Raw genomic sequence first — 19,323 nt, forward strand, 5'->3', positions numbered from 1 at the left:
AGGTGATCGGGGAGGTCAGCGACCGTCGACCGGCAGGTACGGACGCTCGGTGGCCCCCGTGTAGACCTGGCGCGGACGCCCGATCTTGGTCTGCGGGTCCTTCATCATCTCGCGCCACTGCGCGATCCAGCCGGGCATGCGGCCCAGGGCGAACAGCGGGGTGAACATGGCCGGCGAGAAGCCCATGGCCTTGTAGATCAGCCCGGTGTAGAAGTCGACGTTCGGGTAGAGCTTGCGCTCGATGAAGTAGTCGTCGTTGAGCGCGATCTCCTCGAGCCGCAGCGCGATGTCGAGCAGCTCGTCCTTCTTGCCCAGGGTCGAGAGCACCGCGTCGGCCTTGGCCTTGACGATCGCCGCGCGCGGGTCGTAGTTCTTGTAGACCCGGTGCCCGAAGCCCATGAGGCGGACGCCGTCCTCCTTGTTCTTCACCTTCTTCATGAAGGTGTCGACGTCGAAGTCGCTGTTCTGGATCTTGTCCAGCATCGACAGGACGGCCTCGTTCGCACCACCGTGCAGCGGACCCGAGAGCGCGTTGACGCCCGCCGCGACCGACGCGTAGAGGTTGGCGTGGCTCGAGCCCACGACGCGCACGGTCGAGGTCGAGCAGTTCTGCTCGTGGTCGGCATGCAGGATGAGGAGCTTGTCGAGCGCGTCGACCACGGTCGGGTCGGACTCGTACTTCTCGTAGGGCGTCGCGAACGTCATGCGCAGGAAGTCGTCGACGTACCCGCGCGAGTAGTCCGGGTAGAGCAGCGGCTCGCCCACGGCGCGACGGTGCAGGTAGGACGTGATGGTCCGCGTCTTGGCGAGGAGCAGGACCGTCGCGAGCTCGACCGTCTCGTCGTCGAACGGGTCGAGCGACTCCGGGTAGAACGTCGACAGCGCGTTGATCGCCGACGACAGGACCGCCATGGGGTGCGCGTTGCGGGGGAACGTCCCCATGAACGTGCGGAAGTCCTCGTGCACCAGGGTGTGGCGGTTGACGCGCTCGACGAACGCGTCGAGCGTGGGCCCGTCCGGGAGCTCGCCGTGGATCAGGAGGTACGCGACCTCGAGGAACGTGGACTTCTCCGCGAGCTGGTCGATCGGGTACCCGCGGTAGCGCAGGATCCCCGCGTCGCCGTCGATGTAGGTGATCTCCGACTCGCACGAGGCGGTGTTCATGAACCCGGGGTCCACGGTGACGAGCCCGGTCGACTTGAGCAACGAGGACACGACGATGCCGTCGTTGCCCTCGGTCGCTGCGACCACGGGCAGGTCCTGGCTCGATTCGTTGACGACGAGCCGAACGGTCGCCTGCTGGGTGGTGGTCATGTCTTCCTTCCTTGCGCGCTGCCGCTCCCCCTGCGGGTGGCTGCGCGTGTCTTCCGTGGTGTCGCCGCGAGATCGCCACCTGTCCGGCCGAGCCGTCGGTGGCCGAAGTGTCGGACAGCGTTGGCCTGGGTCGACGGTACTCGCTTCACCCACACGTGACCAATCTGGAACGGTCACAAAACCGTCACCCGCCTGTGATGCGGATCACAGGCGAGAACGAGGCGCAATTCGCCCAACAATCGACAGGTGGCTCACACCACGGTCAGCCGGGCCGCGGCCTCGTGCACCCGCTCGTCGCTCGCGGTGAGCGCGACACGGACGTGGCCGGCCGCCGTCGGGCCGTAGAAGGCCCCGGGACCCACGAGGATCCCGAGGTCCGCAAGGGCGCCCACGGTCTCCCAGCAGTCGTGCTCATCCGCCGTCTCGCCCGCCGGGCGCGACCACAGGTAGAGACCGGCCTGCGACCCGTCGACCTGGAGTCCGGCCTGCCCCAGCGCAGGAAGGAGCACGTCCCGACGCCGCCGGTAGACCTCGCGCTGGGCTGCGACGTGCGCGTCGTCCGTGAGAGCCGCGACCATGGCCGCCTGGACCGGGGCCGGCACGATCATGCCCAGGTGCTTGCGCGTCGTGAGCAGGTCGGCGACGACCCCGGGGTCTCCCGCGACGAACGCGGCCCGGTACCCCGCGAGGTTCGACTGCTTGGACAGCGAGTACGCGGCGAGCAGGCCTTCGTTCGAACCACCGCTCACGCGCGGGTCGAGGATGCTCGGCACACCGGAGGTGGCGAACGGCTCCTCCCACGCGAGCTCGGCATAGCACTCGTCGCTCACGACGACCGCACCGATCTCCCGTGCAGCGGCGACCACCCGCGCGAGCTGCTCGACCCCGAGGACCTCCCCCGTCGGGTTGCCCGGGGAGTTGACCCAGACCAGGCGCACGTCTTCTCGCCCCGCCCAGTCCTCGACCCGGTCGGTCGCGAGCGGGGTCGCGCCGGCGAGCCGGGCCCCCACGTCGTAGGTCGGGTACGCGGTGGCCGGGTGGACGACGACGTCCCCCGGACCGAGCCGCAGCAGCGACGGCAGCAGGCCCACGAGCTCCTTGGAACCGACCGTGGGCAGGACCGCGTCCGGGTCCAGCCCGGGCACGCCACGACGCCGCGCGAACCAGTCGACGACAGCCTCGCGCAGCACGGGCGTGCCGTGCGTGGTCGGGTACCCGTGCGCGTCCCCGGCGGCGGCGAGCGCGTCCCGCACGACGGCGGGGGTCGGGTCGACCGGCGTGCCGATCGAGAGGTCCACGATCCCGCGCGGGTGCTGTCGGGCGCGCTCGGCGAACGGCGTGAGCGAGTCCCACGGGTAGGCGAGGCCACCCAGGCTGGCGAATCCCATGGTGTTGTCCGGCCTCCGGGCTCAGGCCTGCGGGGCCAGGGCGGCGATCATCGGGTCGTCCTTCTCGATCATGCCCATCTTCGCCGCACCACCCGGCGACCCCAGGTCGTCGAAGAACTCCACGTTCGCCCGGTAGTAGTCGCTCCACTCCGAGGGCACGTCGTCCTCGTAGTAGATCGCCTCCACCGGACACACCGGCTCGCACGCACCACAGTCCACGCACTCGTCAGGATGGATGTACAACGACCGCTTGCCCTCGTAGATGCAGTCCACCGGACACTCCTCGATGCACGCCTTGTCCTTCACGTCCACACAAGGCTGAGCAATCACGTACGTCACGTCGGAGGTCCTTCCACCTTCTGCACAGGGCACTTCCCCCTAGTATCTCTCAGGAGACGGACATCCCGGCCACCCGCCGACCAAGTGAGCGTGACGACTGCTGTGAACCCCCCGCACCGCTTCCCCGCCGTCGACCCCGACTGGGCCTCCTGGCCCGCGGGCACGCGCGTCGTGCTCCGTCGCCGCCTGACCGACGCCGAGTCGCTCGCGACGCGCGACCCGGCGAGCGGCGAGCCCGCGAAGACCGTGACCGACGTCATCGGGATCGTCCTGTCGACCGCGCCCGGGGAGTCCGTGACCGTCCGCACCGACGCGGGCGGCTCGCGCGACGCGGTCGAGGTGACGATCCCGGCCGAACAGCTCGTCGCGGCCAAGCGCATCCCCCCGAGGCCGCCGCGACGGCTGCCCCGCCAGCCGGTCGACTGAGCCCGGCGAACGGCCGAGCCCGGCGTCCGGGTCCCGGCCCGGTCCGCTCAGCCAGGCACGACCGCGGCGATCGCGCTCACCTCGATCAGGGCTCCGGGCACCCCGAGCCCCACGACCCGCGCCGCAGTCACGAGGGGCGGCGCCCCGGCGGTCGCCAGTCGCGGCGCGATCGCACCGTACGCCGCGCCGAGGTCCGCGTCGGCCGCGAGGAGGACCGTCCACTGCACGACGTCGGCGAGCGAGGCCCCCGCCGCCTCGAGCGCGATGCTGACGTTGTCGATGGTCCGGACCGACTGCTCGGCGACGTCGTCCGAGACGACCGCGCCCGTGTCGTCGACGCCGTTCTGGCCGCCCACGTAGATGGTCGCGGCCCCCGCGGGGACGATCGCGACATGACTGAACGCCGGGCTCACCACGAGCCCGGCCGGCTGCATCCGTGTGATCTCCATGACCCCCACGGTTCCACGGCCCCCTGACACCGGCAGCACGAGCGGCACGGCGAGCGCACGGGCCCGAGGACCGGGGTGGAGGGACCCGGCCCGCGGTGGCGCGTTCGCGCGGCGACCGGCCTAGCGGTGCAGTCCGACGAGCGAGCCCTGCACCGAGACGACGGCCCAGCCCGCGAGGCAGAGTTCGACGAGCTCCCCTGCACCGTCCGGTTCCGCGAGGTCGACCGTCAGCCGTTCGCCCGACCCGTCCTGCACCGGCGACCCGGACGAGACCGACGACGGCCCGTCGACGCCCCGAGGCTGCCAGCCGGCCCGGACGTCGTCGGCACGGTCGAAGAACTCCGCCGCCGAGGCGTTCGCCTCGAGCGCCGTCGCGAGCGCCTCCAGGTCCCGTGCGGCGAGGCGCAGGGCGGGAGCGACCCACCCCGCGTTCTCGGTGAGCATGGCCTCGGTCCGGCGCGGGTCGGTCCGGCCCACCCGGGTCCCGTCGCGGAAGCTGCCCGCCGCGAGCGCCAGCGCGACGTCACGGACCGGGGCCGCCGAGACCAGGTTCAGCAGCTCGATCGCGAACGCGTGCGGGACGTGGCTGATGAGCGCGGCGGCCTCGTCGTGCACCTCGTCCGTCAGGACGTAGGCGCTCCCACCCGCGGGGCCCGTCACGAGCGCGAGCAGCGTCACGAGCAGGTCCGCCCGTGTGCGCTCGGTGACCGTGACGGCCCACCGTGCGCCGTCGAGCAGCGACTCCGAGGAGGCCGCGAATCCCGAGTGCTCGGTCCCCGCCATGGGGTGCGCACCGACGTACTGCTGCCCCAGACCGCACGCGTCGAGGACGTCGCGCACGGGCCCCTTGACCGACCCGACGTCCGTGACGAGCGTGGTCGCCGGCAGGTGGCGCGCGACCTCGGTGGCCACGGGACGCATGGCCCGCAACGGCACCGCGAGGACCAGGACGTCAGGCGCCGCGGTGCACAGCGCCTCGATGTCCGACGTGACGAGGATCCCGGCCGTCGCTGCCTCGGCGCGCGTCGCGGCCGAGGAGTCGTGGCCCGTGACCTCGATCCCCTGCGCCGCCAGTCTCCGGGCCAGCGACCCACCGATGAGCCCGAGGCCCAGGACCGCGACGGTCGGCGACGTCATGCCCACAGCAGCCCCCGGTCCAGCTCGTCGGCGCTCGCGCCGGCCCCGACCGAGCCCACCGGCACGTGGTCGCTCGAGAGCGCCTCGTCGAGCTCGCCCCGGGCCGGGAAGACACCGAGCGTCTTGACCGAGTCGCCCGCGGCGAGCAGGCCCTCGAGCACCTTCCGCACGGCCGGTTCCCACGGCGCCGCGTCGGCCGTCAGGACGAACACGTACTTGCCCTCGAGCGCCTTGAGCGGACGCGTGATGAGACTCGACAGGTTGACCCCGCCCGCCCCGAACGCCTGCGTGATCCGTGCCAGGACCCCCGGGCCCGTCACGAGAGGCGTGAGCGCGAGCATGGTGCGCCACTGTGCGGGACCGTCGGTCCGCGCCGCCGCGAGGGCGTCCCTCGCGCGGTCCCGCCGGACGATCGTGAGGAACCGGGTCCGTGCGCCGTGGAAGTCCTCGACGCCGGCCTCGAGCAGGTCGAGACCGTAGAGCTCGCCGCAGATGCTCGGCCCCAGCGCCACCTGGTGCGCGGTCGCGTCCCGGCACGCCGACGCGTTGGACGCGGCCGGCACCGGCAGCGCCCCCGAGCGCGTCACGAACTCCTGGCACTGCGCCAGGCCGTGCGGGTGCGCGGTCACCTCGGTCAGCTCGCCGTGGCCCGGTCGGACGAACGCGTCGAACGTGATCTCGAGGACCACCTCGTCGATCGCGACGACGTCCTCGCTGCCCACGATCGCATCGAGCGACGGGACCACGTACCCCTCGACCGAGTTCTCGATCGCGACGATGCCCTGGTCGAAGGCCCCCGAGGCGACCCCGGCGTAGACGTCCGTCACGGTCGCGGCCGGCACCAGCTCGACGGGCGCCTCGACCGGACCCACGGCACGGCCCGAGGTGGTGCCGGACGCCTCCGGGGCCTCAGCGGGCTGTCCCTGGGACCGGACCCACTGCACGGCCGCCTGGTGCGTGAACGTGCCCTCGGGCCCGAGGTAGGCGACCCGGCTCACGAGCCCACGTGCTCCGGCGCCCACTGCGGCACCAACGCGTCCGGGCCGGGCAGGAAGTCACGTCCCGGGAGCACCGCGAGGACGCGGTGCGCCACGTCGCGCGCCGCGAGCTCGCTCACGAGCGACGACAGCACCGCTGCGTCGGGGCACGAGAACGACGAGAAGAAGATGTGCGGCCCCGCGAGCGAGCGGTGGCTGCGCAGGTGCTGCATGTCGATCCCGCTCTCCGCGATGACCGACAGGGTCTGCTGGAGCGAACCGCGGTGGTCGTCGCGCGGACCGAACGCGAACCACACCTGCGCCTCGCCCTCGACGACGGGCGCGGGACGCCGGGCCTCGACGAGCCCGTACCAGATGGGGGCCCCCGCGCTCAGCTGTTCGCTGCCCGGGATCTCGGCCCACCCCGCGGGGATCTCCGAGCGCTCGACGACCAGGGTGCCGTCCCGGCCCGAGAGTGCGATGCGCTCGTCGAGCGCCGTCCGGGAGGGGACCAGACGCGGGTTCGCGCCCAGGGTCCGCAGGACGTGACGGCAGTCGCGCATCCCGGCCTCGTCGACCACGACGCTGCCCGTGGCCTGGCCAGGCCGACCGACCCACACCCACTGGGCGGGGACCGCGACGGCCGCGGTCACGACCAAGGACGGCGACGCCGCCAGGAGCGCCCGCTCGAGGTCGTGCGACGGCTGCGCGGGGTGCCCGATGTGCATGACGGCTGCGAGGTCGTCGATGCTCGCGACCGTCGCCAGGGTCGACGACGTGGATCCCAGGTCCAGCAGGTCGTCGGCGCCGGTCCCCGCGGGCAGACCGTCCGCGCCGTGCCACTTCGCGATCTGCGCCGCGAGCCGCGCGTGGGCCCCCGACTCGCGTTCACTACGTCCGAGCATCGAGTGTCTCTGCCTTGCCTCGAGGGGTGGCTGCGCGAGCGCAGCGCGGGTCAGCGTCCGCCGAGCAGTCTAGCCGCGAGGGCACGTCCCGGCCGCGGGCGCAGGGCTCCGTGAGACGTCCCGGGCCACCGGTGACGCCCCGACCTTCCAGGCAGCGGCGAGTGCCGCGCCGAGCGCGACGGAGCGGGCCGCGACCTTCCGGTCACGACCCGCTCCGTGGTACTACCGGGCGCCTCGCCGACGCCCGACGCCGACCTGCTGGCTCCTGGTCGGAGGAACAGCTGGTCAGCAGGTCACGGCGCGCACACGACCTGGTTGTCCGGCTTGTACGTCCACGTGTTCTTCTCGTCCTTGACGACCTTGCCGTCGAGCAGGACCTTGCGGGGCGTCGTGATCGTGAACCCGGGGTTGCCCTTGGGCTGCGGCACGCAGTCGGCGCCCGAGTGCGTCACGGTCGTCGGCTGGACGACGTTGCGCTTCTCGCCCTCGCTCGTCTGCACCTCGTAGTACTTGGTGCTCCAGATCGCGACGTGCAGCTCACCGCCGCCGACCCAGGACTGCATGAGGACGCCGTAGGGGGTGTCGTTCTTGAACTTCATGTCGATCGAGCCGACGAAGATGGTCGCCTCGCGCCCCGCCGGGTAGCGGCTGAACCAGTAGCTGTGCTGACGGTGCTCGACGTCGTCGAGGCCCGCGAAGAACCCGGCGTTGTACGTCGTGGTGGCCATCTGCGACAGACCGCCTCCGATCCCGTCGACGTGCTTGCCGTCCTGGACGATGCCGGCCGAGAAGTAGCCCCCGGCCTTGGTGATCGGCGACAGCGTCTCCGTCAGCGAGAACGTCTCGCCCGGCAGCACGAGAGTCCCGTTGACCTTGCTCGCCCCGACGCGCAGGTTCTCGGTGCGCTGGGCGTCGTTGGTCAGGGGCGTCGAGAACTCGGAGACCTTCTCCTTGACGCCGAGCGCCTCGAGCGCGGCGACCGACTGGGCCGGGTCCGACTCGACGAGCTCGACGGTCGCCGTCCGCTCCGTCCCCGTCCCCGCAGTGGCGACCGCGGCGCTGAGGGCCGCGGGGTCGATCGTCGTGCCGGGCGCCCCGCCCTCGATCACCGGGGCGCCGTTGACGAAGACGAACTTGGCGTCGGCCGCCGCGTTGAGCAGGTCGTCCGTGCCGTCGACGACCGCCTCGAGGAGCGTCGCACCGTCGAGCGTGAGCTGGAGCGAGCCGTCCGCCGCGTTGAACGCCGCAGCCTCTGCCAGCACGTCCGGGCTCAGCTCGGCACGCTGGCCCCCGACCTCGACCGTGACCGGCGCCGAGACCAGCGTCGTGGCCTGCGCGAGCGCCGCGTCCGTCTCCGCCTGGGTGATGGCCGGAGCGATCGGGTCGGTCGGCAGGTCGAGCGGCTGCGCGGCAGTGAGCCACGACGACTCGATGATCGTGGTGGCCTCGTCTGCGACGACCTCGGCGCCGTCGAGCGCCGGCGTGGCGGTGGGCTGCCCGTCGGTGAACACGACCGAACCGTCGACGGGCTCGACGTTGAGGCTCGCCTCGACCTCCGCGACCTGGGCTGCGAGCTTGGTCTTGTCGACCGTCGTGACGGGCAGCTCCTCCTCGCCGCCGAAGAGCTGCTTCCACAGCTGGACGGGGCTCATGGAGAAGGACGTCAGCTCGTCGGCCGTGGCCTGGGCGTCGAACGCGAGGCCTGCGGCCGCGGGGTCGAGGGTCGTGGTCGCCTCACCGGCCTGGAGCGTGATCGGCTCCTTCGCGCGTCCCCCGAGCCCCTTCTCGAGCGCCGACACGGCCGAGGTCCGGTCGAGGCCGCCGACCTCGACCCCCGCCACCGTGGTCTCGGGCGGCACCTTGTCCGAGTAGAACCACTGGGCTCCCGTGTAGAGGCCGGCGAGCACGACGACGCCGATGCCCGCCCACAGGGCGACCTTGGGCAGTCGGCTCGGTGCCTTGTCACCGGACAGGCCCGCGAGGGGCGAGTCGTCGGCCGGCGGCTCCGCTCCCGCGGGGGCCGAAACCCCCACGGGCGTGAACGCCGAGGTGACAGAGGTTCGCGCGGGAGCGGCGGGTGCGGGGGTCGCCGCAGCGCCCGACGTCGCCGCGCTCGTCCACGCAGACGTCGCCGGGGCGAAGGGGGAAGCGGGCGCCGCGGAGGCCGCGACCGGGGTTGCGGGAACCTCGGGGGCGCCCGGCAGGGGCGCGAGAACCTGGGTCGCCTGGGCGTCCGGGACCGGGAGGGCCTCCACGGGCGGCAGGACCTCGGTCACGGCGTTGGTCGGGACCTCGGTGGGAGCCGGCTCGACGGGAGCCGGCTCGGCCGCCACCGGACCTGCGGGCTCAGCGCGCGCGGGCTCGACCAGAACGGGCTCGACGGGAGCAGGCTCGGCCGCCACCGGACGTGCGGGCTCAGCGGGAGCGGGCTCGACGGGAGCCGGCTCGGCGGGAGCGTCCGCCTGCTCGAACGCGAAGACCCGAGGAGAGTAGGGCACGTCGTCGTCATCGTCGAACGACGGGCCGTGAGCAGCTGCCGCGGGCTCGGTGTCCGCGACGGGAGCGGCAGTCGGCGCGGGTGCGCTCACCGGCTCGACCGCAACAGGGGCGTGCTCGACCGGCGCCGCTTCGACAGGAGCGGGGAGCTCGGCATCGGCCACGGTCTCTGCCGACTCGACTGATGCAGGCTCGACCGGTGCCGGGGCCTCTCCCGAAGGAGCATCTGCGGCTGCGGGCGCGGTCGCCTCGGCGACCGGCGCGGGCTCGGCAGGTACAGCCGGTGCCGTCGCGGGGGTGACCACCGCGTCCGAGTCGACCGGCAGAACGTCCGCGCCGGACTCGACCGTGACGTCCTCTGTGCCGAGCGTCTCGGCGGGCGGCTCAGGCGATGACACCGTGTCCGCGGCGGGCACTGCCGCATCCTCGGCAGGCGTCGGCACGGGCTGCGTGTCCAGAGACCCGCCCTCGACCGGAGCCGACTCCTCCGCAGGCTCGACGACCTCCTGGTCAGAGACGGCGCGCCCGGCCTCGGCGGCTGGGCTCGTCGGGGCGTCGGCCGCGGCGGGCACTGCCGCTGCGGCGGCCGGGGTGCCTGGCTCCACAGGAGTCGCAGTCCCGTCGCTCAGGCTCGGGTCGGGCGCGTTCTCACGCTCGGTCGGGTGTCCCATCGACTGTCTCCGTGATGATGTGGGTGCGCGGTCGAGCCGCGACGAAAGAGTGGGGGATGCGGGCAGCCCGCACGGGGGCAATTCTATGCGTCTGTACCGAAGTGTCCGGTGGGTGTTCCGGGTGAAGATCCGGTGGCGATCTGCGGCTGCGGCGACTCGTCGCTCGTGCGGGCGACAGCACGCACGGGTCGGTCGCTGAACCAGGACGCGGGGAGGAAGGCCGCGGCCGCTACGAGCAGCATCCCGCCGTAGACCCACACGAGCCCGACGGTCTGGTTGGGTACGAGCAGGTCACCACCTGGCCCGCGCATCGACAGGACCTGGACGGCGACGACCCATCCGATCGCGAACCCGACGACCCCGGCGTACCCGGCCCAGGCCCGCGCGAGCGTCCCCGCGGCGAGCACCGCGAGCAGCGCGACGACGACCCCCACGGGAAGGAGGTGGTCCGTCACCACGACACGGTGCATGACCGTGCCGACGACGCCCACGACGAGGCCGAGCAGCACGCACAGCAGCGCGTGCGTCAGGCGACGGGTTCCGGTCTTCTTCACGACGTCCACGCTACTGGTCCTGTCTGATCATTTCCCGTGAACGTGCGAGAGGCTCCCGCAGACTCCGAGGTCACCGTGTAGAACTCGCGTGAAGGAAGGGCAGCGAGGACGTCGTTGCTCAGCGCGTACCACCCGAGGACCTCACCCGCAGCGCTCTGACCCCGCTCCCCCGCCGGGGCTCCGTCGCCGTGCCGCACCGCGACGCCGACGTGCTGCACCTGGGTCGCGTGCGCACGCAGTGCGCCGACCACGGCACCGAGCACCGGCTCGACCTCGACCACGACGACCTCCTCGAGACCGTTCTTGGCCACGGGGGGCAGCGGCTCCTCGGGGTCGGTCAGCGTGAGCTCGGGATGCTCGGCGCGCAGCGCCGCGACCCCCGGCAGGACGGCCAGCTCACGTCGAGCTGCTCGCGCGACCTCGGCGGGCACCACGGACTGCCACAGCGCGGGCTCGTGACCCGCCGACGGGTCTCCTGCGCGCGCACCGCCCAGCCGGACGACCTCGGGGTCCGGGGCTCCGCCGTCGGGCAGCGCGGAACCCTGCTCCCGGGCGAGCTCGATCGCGCGGACCGTGATCTCGTGCGCCCGCACGTGGTCCGGATGGCCGTAGCCGCCCGACGGCTCGTACGTCACCACGACGCGCGGGCGCCGCTCGCGCAGCACGCGCGCGAGGCGGCGCGCCGCCTCGTCGAGCGGGACGCCGACGAGCGCTCCCTCGGGGAGGTCCGCCTCGGCCGCGGCCCGGGCGATGCCCGGCGCGGCCCACGCCATGCCCGAGTCGCGGAAGGAACGCTCACCGACCTGGCCCGGCGAGCGGCCAGGCTCGCCGTCCTCGACCTGGTCGAGGAACACGTGGTCGGACACGCCCAGGCTCGCCAGCGCCGCGGCCAGCTCACCCTCGCGGTGCGCCGCGAGAGCCGGGCCGTCGCCCTCGAGGTGCGCCAGCTCCGCGCCGATGACCTCGCCCTGCTCGCCGCGCGTGCACGTCACGAGCGTCACCGGCTCGCCCGCCGCCGCCCACGTCGCCAGCAGCGCGCCGGTCGCGAGGGTCTCGTCGTCGGGGTGCGCGTGCACGGCGAGCAGCCCACCACGGGGCTGGACCGGCTCGAGCCTCATTCGTCCTCCAGAGGTGCAGGTAGAGCGGAGCCCGCACCGCCGGTCACGAGGACCAGCGGCACGGGCTGCGTGCTCAGCGGTTGTGCAGTCCTGACGAGATCAGGACTTCTTGGCGCGGGAGAACGCGCGGGCGCGCTCGGTCTGGTCGAGGATGACCTTGCGGATGCGCACGACCTCGGGGGTGACCTCGACGCACTCGTCCTCGCGGGCGAACTCGAGCGACTCCTCGAGCGTCAGGTGCTTCGGAGGGGTGAGGTTCTCGAACGTGTCGCTCGACGCGGCACGCATGTTCGTGAGCTTCTTCTCCTTGGTGATGTTGACGTCCATGTCCTCGTTGCGCGAGTTCTCACCGACGATCATGCCCTCGTAGACCTCCTGCGTGGGGTCGACGAAGAAGGAGCCGCGCTCCTGCAGGTTGATCATCGCGAACGGCGTCACGACGCCCGCACGGTCAGCGACGAGCGAACCGTTCACACGGGTCTCGATGGGGCCCGCCCACGGCTCGTAGCCCTCGGCGATCGAGGACGCGATGCCCGTGCCGCGCGTGTCCGTGAGGAAGCGCGTACGGAAGCCGATGAGCCCGCGAGCCGGGACGACGAACTCCATGCGGACCCAGCCCGTGCCGTGGTTCGACATGGTCTCCATGCGGCCCTTGCGCTGCGCGAGGAGCTGCGTGACGTTGCCCAGGTACTCCTCGGGCACGTCGATCGTCATGCGCTCCATGGGCTCGTGGCGCTTGCCGTCGATCTGCTTGGTGACGACCTGCGGCTTGCCGACGGTCAGCTCGAAGCCCTCGCGGCGCATCTGCTCGACCAGGATGGCGAGCGCGAGCTCTCCACGGCCCTGGACCTCCCAGGCGTCCGGACGCTCGGTCGGCAGGACGCGCAGCGACACGTTGCCGATGAGCTCCTTGTCGAGACGGTCCTTGACCTGGCGGGCCGTGACCTTGTGGCCCTTGCCGCCCTTGCCCGCGAGCGGGGACGTGTTGATACCGATCGTCATCGAGATCGCCGGGTCGTCGACCGTGATGAGCGGCAGCGGACGCGGGTCCTCGGGGTCCGTGAGGGTCTCACCGATGGTGATCTCCTCGATGCCGGCGACGGCCACGATCTCGCCCGGGCCCGCCGAGTCCGTGGGCACGCGGGTGAGTGCCTTGGTCTCGAGGAGCTCGGTGATCTTGACGTTCTGCATGCTGCCGTCGGCACGGGCCCACGCCACGGTCTGGCCCTTGTGGATGGTGCCGTTGAAGATGCGCAGCAGCGCGAGGCGACCGAGGAACGGCGACGCGTCGAGGTTGGTGACGTGCGCCTGGAGCGGCGCACCCTCCTCGTACGTGGGGGCCGGGATCTTGTCGAGGATGACCTTGAACAGAGGCTCGAGGTCCTCGCTGTCCGGGACCGAGCCGTCAGCCGGCTGGACCGTCGAGGCGCGTCCGACCTTGGCCGCGGCGTAGACCACGGGCATGTCGAGGATCGCGTCGAGGTCGAGGTCGGGGACCTCGTCCGCGAGGTCGCTCGCGAGACCGAGCAGCAGGTCGGTCGCCTCGGCGACGACCTCCTCGATGCGCGAGTCGGGGCGGTCGGTCTTGTTGACCACGAGGATCACGGGGAGCTTGGCGACGAGCGCCTTGCGGAGCACGAAGCGCGTCTGGGGCAGCGGGCCCTCCGACGCGTCGACCAGGAGCACGACACCGTCGACCATGGACAGGCCGCGCTCGACCTCACCACCGAAGTCGGCGTGGCCCGGGGTGTCGATCACGTTGATCGTGATGCCGTCGGGCTGACCGGCGGCGATCGCTGCAGGACCGGCATAGTGCACGGCGGTGTTCTTCGCGAGGATCGTGATGCCCTTCTCGCGCTCCAGGTCACCGGAGTCCATGGCCCGCTCGTCGACGTGCGCGTGAGCGCCGAAGGCGCCGGACTGGTGCAGCATCGCGTCGACCAGGGTCGTCTTGCCGTGGTCGACGTGGGCGACGATCGCCACGTTGCGCAGGTCAGAGCGCACAGACATACAGAACTCATTTCGGGAGAGGAGCAAGCGACGGAGGTTTCCGCCCCGGAGTTGGTGGCCAGCAGACGGGCGCCGCCCGCGCAGAGCACGCGCGCGCCGTCGTCCGGGCACGGCTATCTTACCGGGTGCAGGCCAGTGCGTGGAGGGGGTGCTCCGTCACACCCCGCTCCCCTGCCCGCAGACGCGAGATGCCCGACGACGGCGCGTGCCGTCGTCGGGCATCTCACCCGTGCTGTGCGCGAGACCGGTCAGACCGGCTGCTGCGGGATGCGACCCCCTTCGAGGTCCTCGCGGTCGTCCTCCTGCGTACGTGCCAGAGCGCCGACCTCCTTGCGCTCGTCGCGCGCCACGTCCTTCTTGGACGCGTCGAGCAGGGCGTCACGCACCTCACGACGACGACGCTGCTCAGCAGGGTCCGGCACCGGCACCGCAGCGAGCAGGCGCTGCGTGTACGGGTCCACGGGCGCGTGGACGATCTGCTCGGTCGTCCCGACCTCGACCAGCTTGCCCTGGTGCATGACCGCGACGTGGTCCGAGAGCATCTCGACGACCGCGAGGTCGTGCGAGATGAACAGGCACGCGAACCCGTGCTCGCGCTGCAGGTCCTGGAAGAGGTCCAGCACCCGGGCCTGGACCGAGACGTCGAGAGCCGACGTCGGCTCGTCCGCGACCAGCAGCTTGGGCTCGAGCGAGAGCGCGCGGGCGATCCCCACGCGCTGGCGCTGGCCGCCCGAGAGCTCGTGCGGGTACCTGTTGCGCATGGCCCGGGGCAGCTCGACCTGGTCCAGCAGCCGCTCGACCTCGGTGCTCAGCGCCTTGCCCTTGATGCCCTTGTGGAGCATGAGGGGCTCACCGATCGACTCGCCGATGGGCAGGCGCGGGTTCAGGGACGAGCCCGGGTCCTGGAAGACGATCCCGACCTCCTTGCGGAGCGGGCGAAGCGCCTTCGGGGAGACCCCGACCATGTTCATGTCACCGATGCGCAGCGCACCGCCCGTCACGGGCAGCAGCCCGACCACGGCGCGGCCGATGGTCGTCTTGCCCGAGCCGGACTCGCCCACCAGGCCGAGCACCTCGCCCTTGCGGATCGAGAAGCTCACCTGGTCGACCGCCCGGAAGGCCTTCTGCCGGCGACGGGCCGGGTACTCGATGATCATGTCGGTCGCCTCGAGGACCACGTCCTTGTCGACGACCGGCGCCGCGGCAGGCGAGCGGTCCGTCACGGACTCGACACCGGTCTTGGAGGTGCCCAGGTGCGGCACCGCGTCCAGCAGACGACGCGTGTACGGGTCCTTCGGCGCACCGAAGACCTCCGCCGCGGTGCCGCGCTCGACGACGTGGCCGTCCTTCATGACCATCATGGTGTCGGCCATGTCGGCGACCACGCCCATGTCGTGCGTGATGAGGATGATCGCGGCGTCGACCCGGTGACGCAGGTCGCGGAGCAGGCGCAGGATCTCTGCCTGGACCGTGACGTCGAGCGCCGTCGTCGGCTCGTCGGCGACCAGGAGCTTGGGGTCGCAGGCGAGCGCCTGGGCGATCATCGCGCGCTGACGCTGACCACCCGAGAGCTGGTGCGGGTAGGCGTCGAAGCGACGCTCGGGCTCGGGGATGTCCACGAGACGGAGCAGCTCGATCGCACGCTTCTTGGCCTCCGACGGACCGACCGTGAAGTGCGTGCGGATCGTCTCAACGATCTGGAAGCCGACCGTGTAGACGGGGTTGAGCGCGGTCATGGGCTCCTGGAAGATCATCGAGATCTCCCGTCCACGGATGTTGCGCAGACCGCCCTGGGTCAGGCCGATGAGCTCGCGGTCGCCCAGCTTGGCGCTACCGCGTGCGCGCCCGTTCGATGGCAGCAGGCCCAGCAGGGCGAGCGAGGACTGGGACTTGCCCGAGCCCGACTCGCCCACGATCGCCAGGACCTCGCCCGCGTACAGGTCGTAGCTGATGTCGGTCGCCGCCGGGTACCAGACCCCGTCGACGTAGAAGTCCACGCCCAGGTCGCGCACCGAGAGCACAGGGCTCCCCGTGGGAGCGAACTGAGGCACGGAAGATGTGTCGATGGCCACGGTGATCAGTGTCCTTCCAGCAGGTGGGAGACCTGGCGCTCGTGGCGCCGCATCTCTGGGAACATGGGGCCATGGGTCCCACGAAGGTCTTCTTCTCGATGTACGGCCGAGTGCTCACCGTGGCGGTGGGCGTGGTCGGTGTCATGCTCTGCGCCGCGCTCTGGACGACGGACGGCGCGGCCGCAGGCCTGCGCACCGTGCCCGGAGCGGCGCTGGTGACCTGGGCGGTCGCCATGCTGTTCTGGCTGCCCCGCGTCGAGGTCTCCGACGGCGGGATCGACGTCCACAACGTGGTGCGCAGCGTGCACGTCCCGTGGCCCGCGTTCGAGGGCGCCGAGACGCGCTGGTCGCTCGAGGTCAGGTACCACGGCGGCTCGGTGACCGCATGGGCCGCGCCACGGTCGAGCGGCAGCGCACGCTGGCTGCGCACCCGCCGCGACGGTACCCAGCGCGGCAGCGGCGGCACGGCTGCCGCGACGGCCGAGACCGTCGCAGCAGCCGTGACCGAGCGCCACGCGACCCTGCTCGCGGCGGGCTACCTCGATGCCCGCCGCGACGACGCGCCCGGCGCCAGCACCCGCTGGAACGTCCGCCAGCTCGCCGTGCTCGGCGCCCTGGTGGTCGCGACGATCGTGGTCACGACCGTCGGAGGGTGACCCGACGCGCCGTGGCGCGCAGGTCACGGGGTGCTCGGTTCCGCAGCGGCACCCGTGCCGTCGGTCGGGCGCGTCGAGGGCAGCGGACGCTCGATGCGGCGCGCACGCGCCATCTTGCGCACCGAGGGGATCCGCTTCTGACGCGGGTCGAACGCGTCGCGCAGACCGTCACCGATGAAGTTCACGCACAGCGCGATCGACACGATGAAGGCACCCGGCCACCAGAAGAGCCAGGGGCGTGAGGCGAACGCCTGCTGGTAGTCGTTGATGAGCAGCCCGAGCGAGATGGACGGCGACTTGATGCCCACCCCGAGGTAGCTGAGCGACGTCTCCAGCAGGATCGCCGAGCTGAGCAGCAGCGTCGTGTTGACGATGATGACGCCGACCGCGTTCGGCAGCATGTGCTTGAAGATGATGCGTGTGTTGCTCGCACCCGCGACACGTGCGGCGTCGACGAACTCCCGCTCGCGCAGCGAGAGGAACTCGCCGCGCACCAGGCGGGCCAGCGGCGGCCAGAGGATCAGGCCGAGGAACGCCCCGAACAGTGCGGCGTTGTTACCGCCGGACATCAGGCCGAGGACGGCACCCAGGACGATCACGGGCATCGTGATGATGAGGTCCGTGAAACGCATCAGGAGCGAGTCCGCCGCACCTCGGAAGAAGCCCGAGAGCGCTCCGACGACGATGCCCACCACGGTCGCGATGAGACCGACGGAGAACATGATGATGAGCGACGTCTGCGTGCCGCGCATCACGCGGGCGAAGATGTCACGACCGGCCTCGTCCTGACCGAAGGGGTGCACCGAGCTCGGGGCGCCGCCGTTGATCAGAGGGTTGGTCGCGCCCTGGCCGGACGGGACGAACTTCCACCAGCCGGTCCATGAACCGAAGCCGACCGAGGTCACCGCGAGGATCGTGATCAGGACCAGGACGACGACCGAGATGACCGCGCCCTTGTGCTGCAGGAAGCGTCGACGGACGATCTGGTTCTGTGAGAGCCCCTCGACCTCCTTGAGCTCGATCTGGTTCTCGACGTTCGGGTCGAACGTGGAATCTTGAGGAGAAATGGCGTTGCTCATGCGTTCACCCGGATCCGCGGGTCGAGGGCTGCGTAGATCAGATCAGCCACGATGTTGGCGATGATGGCCAGGGCCGCCACGATGACGAGGTACGCCATCACAGGATCGACCTCGGCGTGCTGCAGAGAGTCGATGAACAGCGTGCCCATGCCCGGACGGGCGAAGACCTTCTCGGTGATGATGGCGCCACCGAGGAGCGTGATGACGTCGATCGGGACGATCGTCGCGAGCGGGATCAGCGTGTTGCGGAACCCGTGTCGCATGATGACGGTCCGCTCCGGCAGGCCCTTGGCGCGCGCGGTGCGGATGTAGTCCTGGTTCATGACCTCGAGCATGCTCGACCGCGAGTAGCGGGTGTACCCGGCGAACTGGATGAGGACCAGGGCGATCGTCGGCAGGAGCAGGTGCGTGAAGCTGTCCAGCGTCCCGACCCAGAAGTTCCCTCCGAGGTTCGGGGTCGCGTCCCCGATGGTCGCGAGCGGCCGACCGTTGATCGCCGGCGCCTTGAGGTAGGCGGGCCAGATCGACATGACCTTGTCCACGAAGATCATGGACGCCACGAGGAAGGCCGTGATCGCAGCGCTGCGCGCAGAGACTCCCCGGTCCGGTCCGCCCCAGAGGTAGCCGATGCCGATGCCGACAGCGATCGTCAGGACCGCGAGGCCACCGACGAGCAGCCAGCTGTCGACCTCACGCAGGACGGGCTTCAAGGGGTAGTAGAGAGCGAGCCCCAACGCCACGGTGGACAGTGCAGCGCCCAGGGCGCGGCGGTTCTGCAGTCCGGCAGTGAGCGCTGTGATCGCGAAGGCGAGCGCCGTACCCGTGATGAGGATGATGACGGGGCCGAGGTTCGGCTGCAGCCACCAGTTGGAGAGCTGGAGGTAGAAGAGCGCGCCGACGGTCACCAGGAAGGCGCTGCCGAACGTGATGAGCCGCTTGCGGGCTGTCCCGCCGAAGGCGAGCATCCAGGCCGTACCTGCCAGCGCGCCGGCGACGGCGATGACGAGCGGGCTCAGCGATGGATCCTTGAGGAAGTCGTTGAAGCCGATCGCCCCCCACTGCTTGAGCAGCACGGCGACCCAGAAGGCCGGGAGGGAGTACAGGACGAAGGAGAGGAAGATCGTGATGTAGTCGAACGAGCTGTACTGGCGCAGCGCGCTGACGATGCCGATCATGACGCCGAGGATGATCGCGATGACCGTCGCCGCGGCGACGAGCTGGATCGTGGAGGCGACGGCTCCCTGGAGCAGGCTCGTGACGGGCTGACCCGACCGCCACCCGACACCGAGGTCGCCGGTCACGAAGTTGCCGAGCCACTTGAAGTACCGGATGACCGGGTTCGTGTTGAGATCGAGGATCTCGATGCGCTCGGCGATCCTCTGAGCCTTGATGGCGCCGTCCGTCAGCGACTCGAGGTCTTCGAAGGGCCTGATCGACTTGCTCACGAGCAGGTACATGGCGAACGTCGAGACGAGCAGGGTTCCCAACCCTGCCAGCAGACGCCGCGAGATGAAAGAGAACATTGGAGGGCATACCTCGCTGAAACTAGGGACCCAGGTTAGGGCCGGGCAAGTCTACGCGCGGGTAGCGCGAGGAGACGTTCAGCCGGCGCGAGGTGAGGGTCATGGTGGACTCCTGCCGCACAACCCACGACGAGGACACCGGTGATCGAATCGACCGGTGCCCTCGTCGTGCGACGCGCCGAGCACGGGCCGGCACCAGGCGTGGGCCT

General features: G+C 71.1%; 16 protein-coding genes. 2 read left to right on the forward strand and 14 right to left on the reverse strand.

What is annotated here, in order from left to right:
• Positions 1-15 precede the first annotated feature (15 nt).
• The 3 genes from H9641_RS10000 to fdxA all read right to left on the reverse strand — a co-directional run bounded on the left by H9641_RS10000 (position 16) and on the right by fdxA (position 3,041).
• On the reverse strand, positions 16-1,314 hold the full coding sequence (locus tag H9641_RS10000; protein ID WP_056650274.1) for a citrate synthase: 1,299 nt from the start codon (positions 1,312-1,314) through the stop codon (positions 16-18).
• A 251-nt stretch (positions 1,315-1,565) separates the two neighbouring features.
• Positions 1,566-2,702 (reverse strand): succinyldiaminopimelate transaminase, encoded by a 1,137-nt coding sequence (gene dapC, locus H9641_RS10005; protein WP_191803338.1) that lies wholly within the window; start codon positions 2,700-2,702, stop codon positions 1,566-1,568.
• 21 nt (positions 2,703-2,723) lie between these two features.
• A complete protein-coding gene (gene fdxA / locus H9641_RS10010) occupies positions 2,724-3,041 on the reverse strand; it encodes a ferredoxin (protein WP_056764260.1) in 318 nt (105 codons plus the stop codon).
• Positions 3,042-3,131: 90 nt separating this feature from the next.
• Between fdxA and H9641_RS10015 the strand changes: the two genes are divergently transcribed.
• Positions 3,132-3,467: a hypothetical protein gene (locus tag H9641_RS10015; protein ID WP_225220278.1), complete on the forward strand. Its 336-nt coding sequence runs from the start codon at positions 3,132-3,134 to the stop codon at positions 3,465-3,467.
• Between the two features lie 47 nt (positions 3,468-3,514).
• On the opposite strand, the gene H9641_RS10020 is transcribed toward H9641_RS10015, so the two are convergent.
• The 9 genes from H9641_RS10020 to H9641_RS10060 all read right to left on the reverse strand — a co-directional run bounded on the left by H9641_RS10020 (position 3,515) and on the right by H9641_RS10060 (position 15,835).
• A complete protein-coding gene (locus H9641_RS10020; RefSeq protein WP_191803340.1) occupies positions 3,515-3,916 on the reverse strand; it encodes a RidA family protein in 402 nt (133 codons plus the stop codon).
• Positions 3,917-4,036: 120 nt separating this feature from the next.
• Entirely contained in the window at positions 4,037-5,053 is a 1,017-nt protein-coding gene (locus tag H9641_RS10025; protein WP_191803342.1) for a prephenate dehydrogenase, read from the reverse strand.
• Positions 5,050-6,051: a prephenate dehydratase gene (locus H9641_RS10030; protein ID WP_191803344.1), complete on the reverse strand. Its 1,002-nt coding sequence runs from the start codon at positions 6,049-6,051 to the stop codon at positions 5,050-5,052. Before H9641_RS10030 ends, H9641_RS10025 begins: the two co-directional genes overlap by 4 nt.
• The gene (locus tag H9641_RS10035; RefSeq protein ID WP_191803346.1) at positions 6,048-6,935 is read right to left on the reverse strand and encodes a hypothetical protein; all 888 of its coding nucleotides are present in this window, start codon (positions 6,933-6,935) and stop codon (positions 6,048-6,050) included. Before H9641_RS10035 ends, H9641_RS10030 begins: the two co-directional genes overlap by 4 nt.
• A 293-nt stretch (positions 6,936-7,228) precedes the next feature.
• The gene (locus H9641_RS10040; RefSeq protein ID WP_225220279.1) at positions 7,229-10,102 is read right to left on the reverse strand and encodes a VanW family protein; all 2,874 of its coding nucleotides are present in this window, start codon (positions 10,100-10,102) and stop codon (positions 7,229-7,231) included.
• Between the two features lie 83 nt (positions 10,103-10,185).
• On the reverse strand, positions 10,186-10,656 hold the full coding sequence (locus tag H9641_RS10045) for a DUF6113 family protein (protein ID WP_191803348.1): 471 nt from the start codon (positions 10,654-10,656) through the stop codon (positions 10,186-10,188).
• Positions 10,653-11,774 carry a PIG-L family deacetylase gene (locus H9641_RS10050; protein WP_191803350.1) on the reverse strand — a complete coding sequence of 374 codons (1,122 nt, stop codon included), beginning with the start codon at positions 11,772-11,774 and terminating at the stop codon, positions 10,653-10,655. Before H9641_RS10050 ends, H9641_RS10045 begins: the two co-directional genes overlap by 4 nt.
• Before the next feature lie 99 nt (positions 11,775-11,873).
• A complete protein-coding gene (gene typA, locus H9641_RS10055) occupies positions 11,874-13,784 on the reverse strand; it encodes a translational GTPase TypA (protein WP_191803352.1) in 1,911 nt (636 codons plus the stop codon).
• Positions 13,785-14,032: 248 nt separating this feature from the next.
• The gene (locus H9641_RS10060) at positions 14,033-15,835 is read right to left on the reverse strand and encodes an ABC transporter ATP-binding protein (RefSeq protein ID WP_318244505.1); all 1,803 of its coding nucleotides are present in this window, start codon (positions 15,833-15,835) and stop codon (positions 14,033-14,035) included.
• A 92-nt stretch (positions 15,836-15,927) separates the two neighbouring features.
• Here H9641_RS10060 and H9641_RS10065 point away from each other — a divergent pair, with 92 nt between their 5' ends.
• Positions 15,928-16,512 (forward strand): PH domain-containing protein, encoded by a 585-nt coding sequence (locus H9641_RS10065; protein ID WP_191803357.1) that lies wholly within the window; start codon positions 15,928-15,930, stop codon positions 16,510-16,512.
• A 23-nt stretch (positions 16,513-16,535) separates the two neighbouring features.
• Here the strand turns inward: H9641_RS10065 and H9641_RS10070 are convergent, their stop codons facing one another.
• A complete protein-coding gene (locus H9641_RS10070) occupies positions 16,536-17,591 on the reverse strand; it encodes an ABC transporter permease (protein WP_191803359.1) in 1,056 nt (351 codons plus the stop codon).
• Positions 17,588-19,114, reverse strand: a complete 1,527-nt coding sequence (locus H9641_RS10075; protein WP_191803361.1) for an ABC transporter permease — start codon at positions 19,112-19,114, stop codon at positions 17,588-17,590. Before H9641_RS10075 ends, H9641_RS10070 begins: the two co-directional genes overlap by 4 nt.
• Positions 19,115-19,323 lie beyond the last annotated feature (209 nt).

It is taken from the genome of Oerskovia merdavium, assembly GCF_014836755.1.
In the GTDB taxonomy this organism is placed as follows: Bacteria; Actinomycetota; Actinomycetes; order Actinomycetales; family Cellulomonadaceae; genus Oerskovia; species Oerskovia merdavium.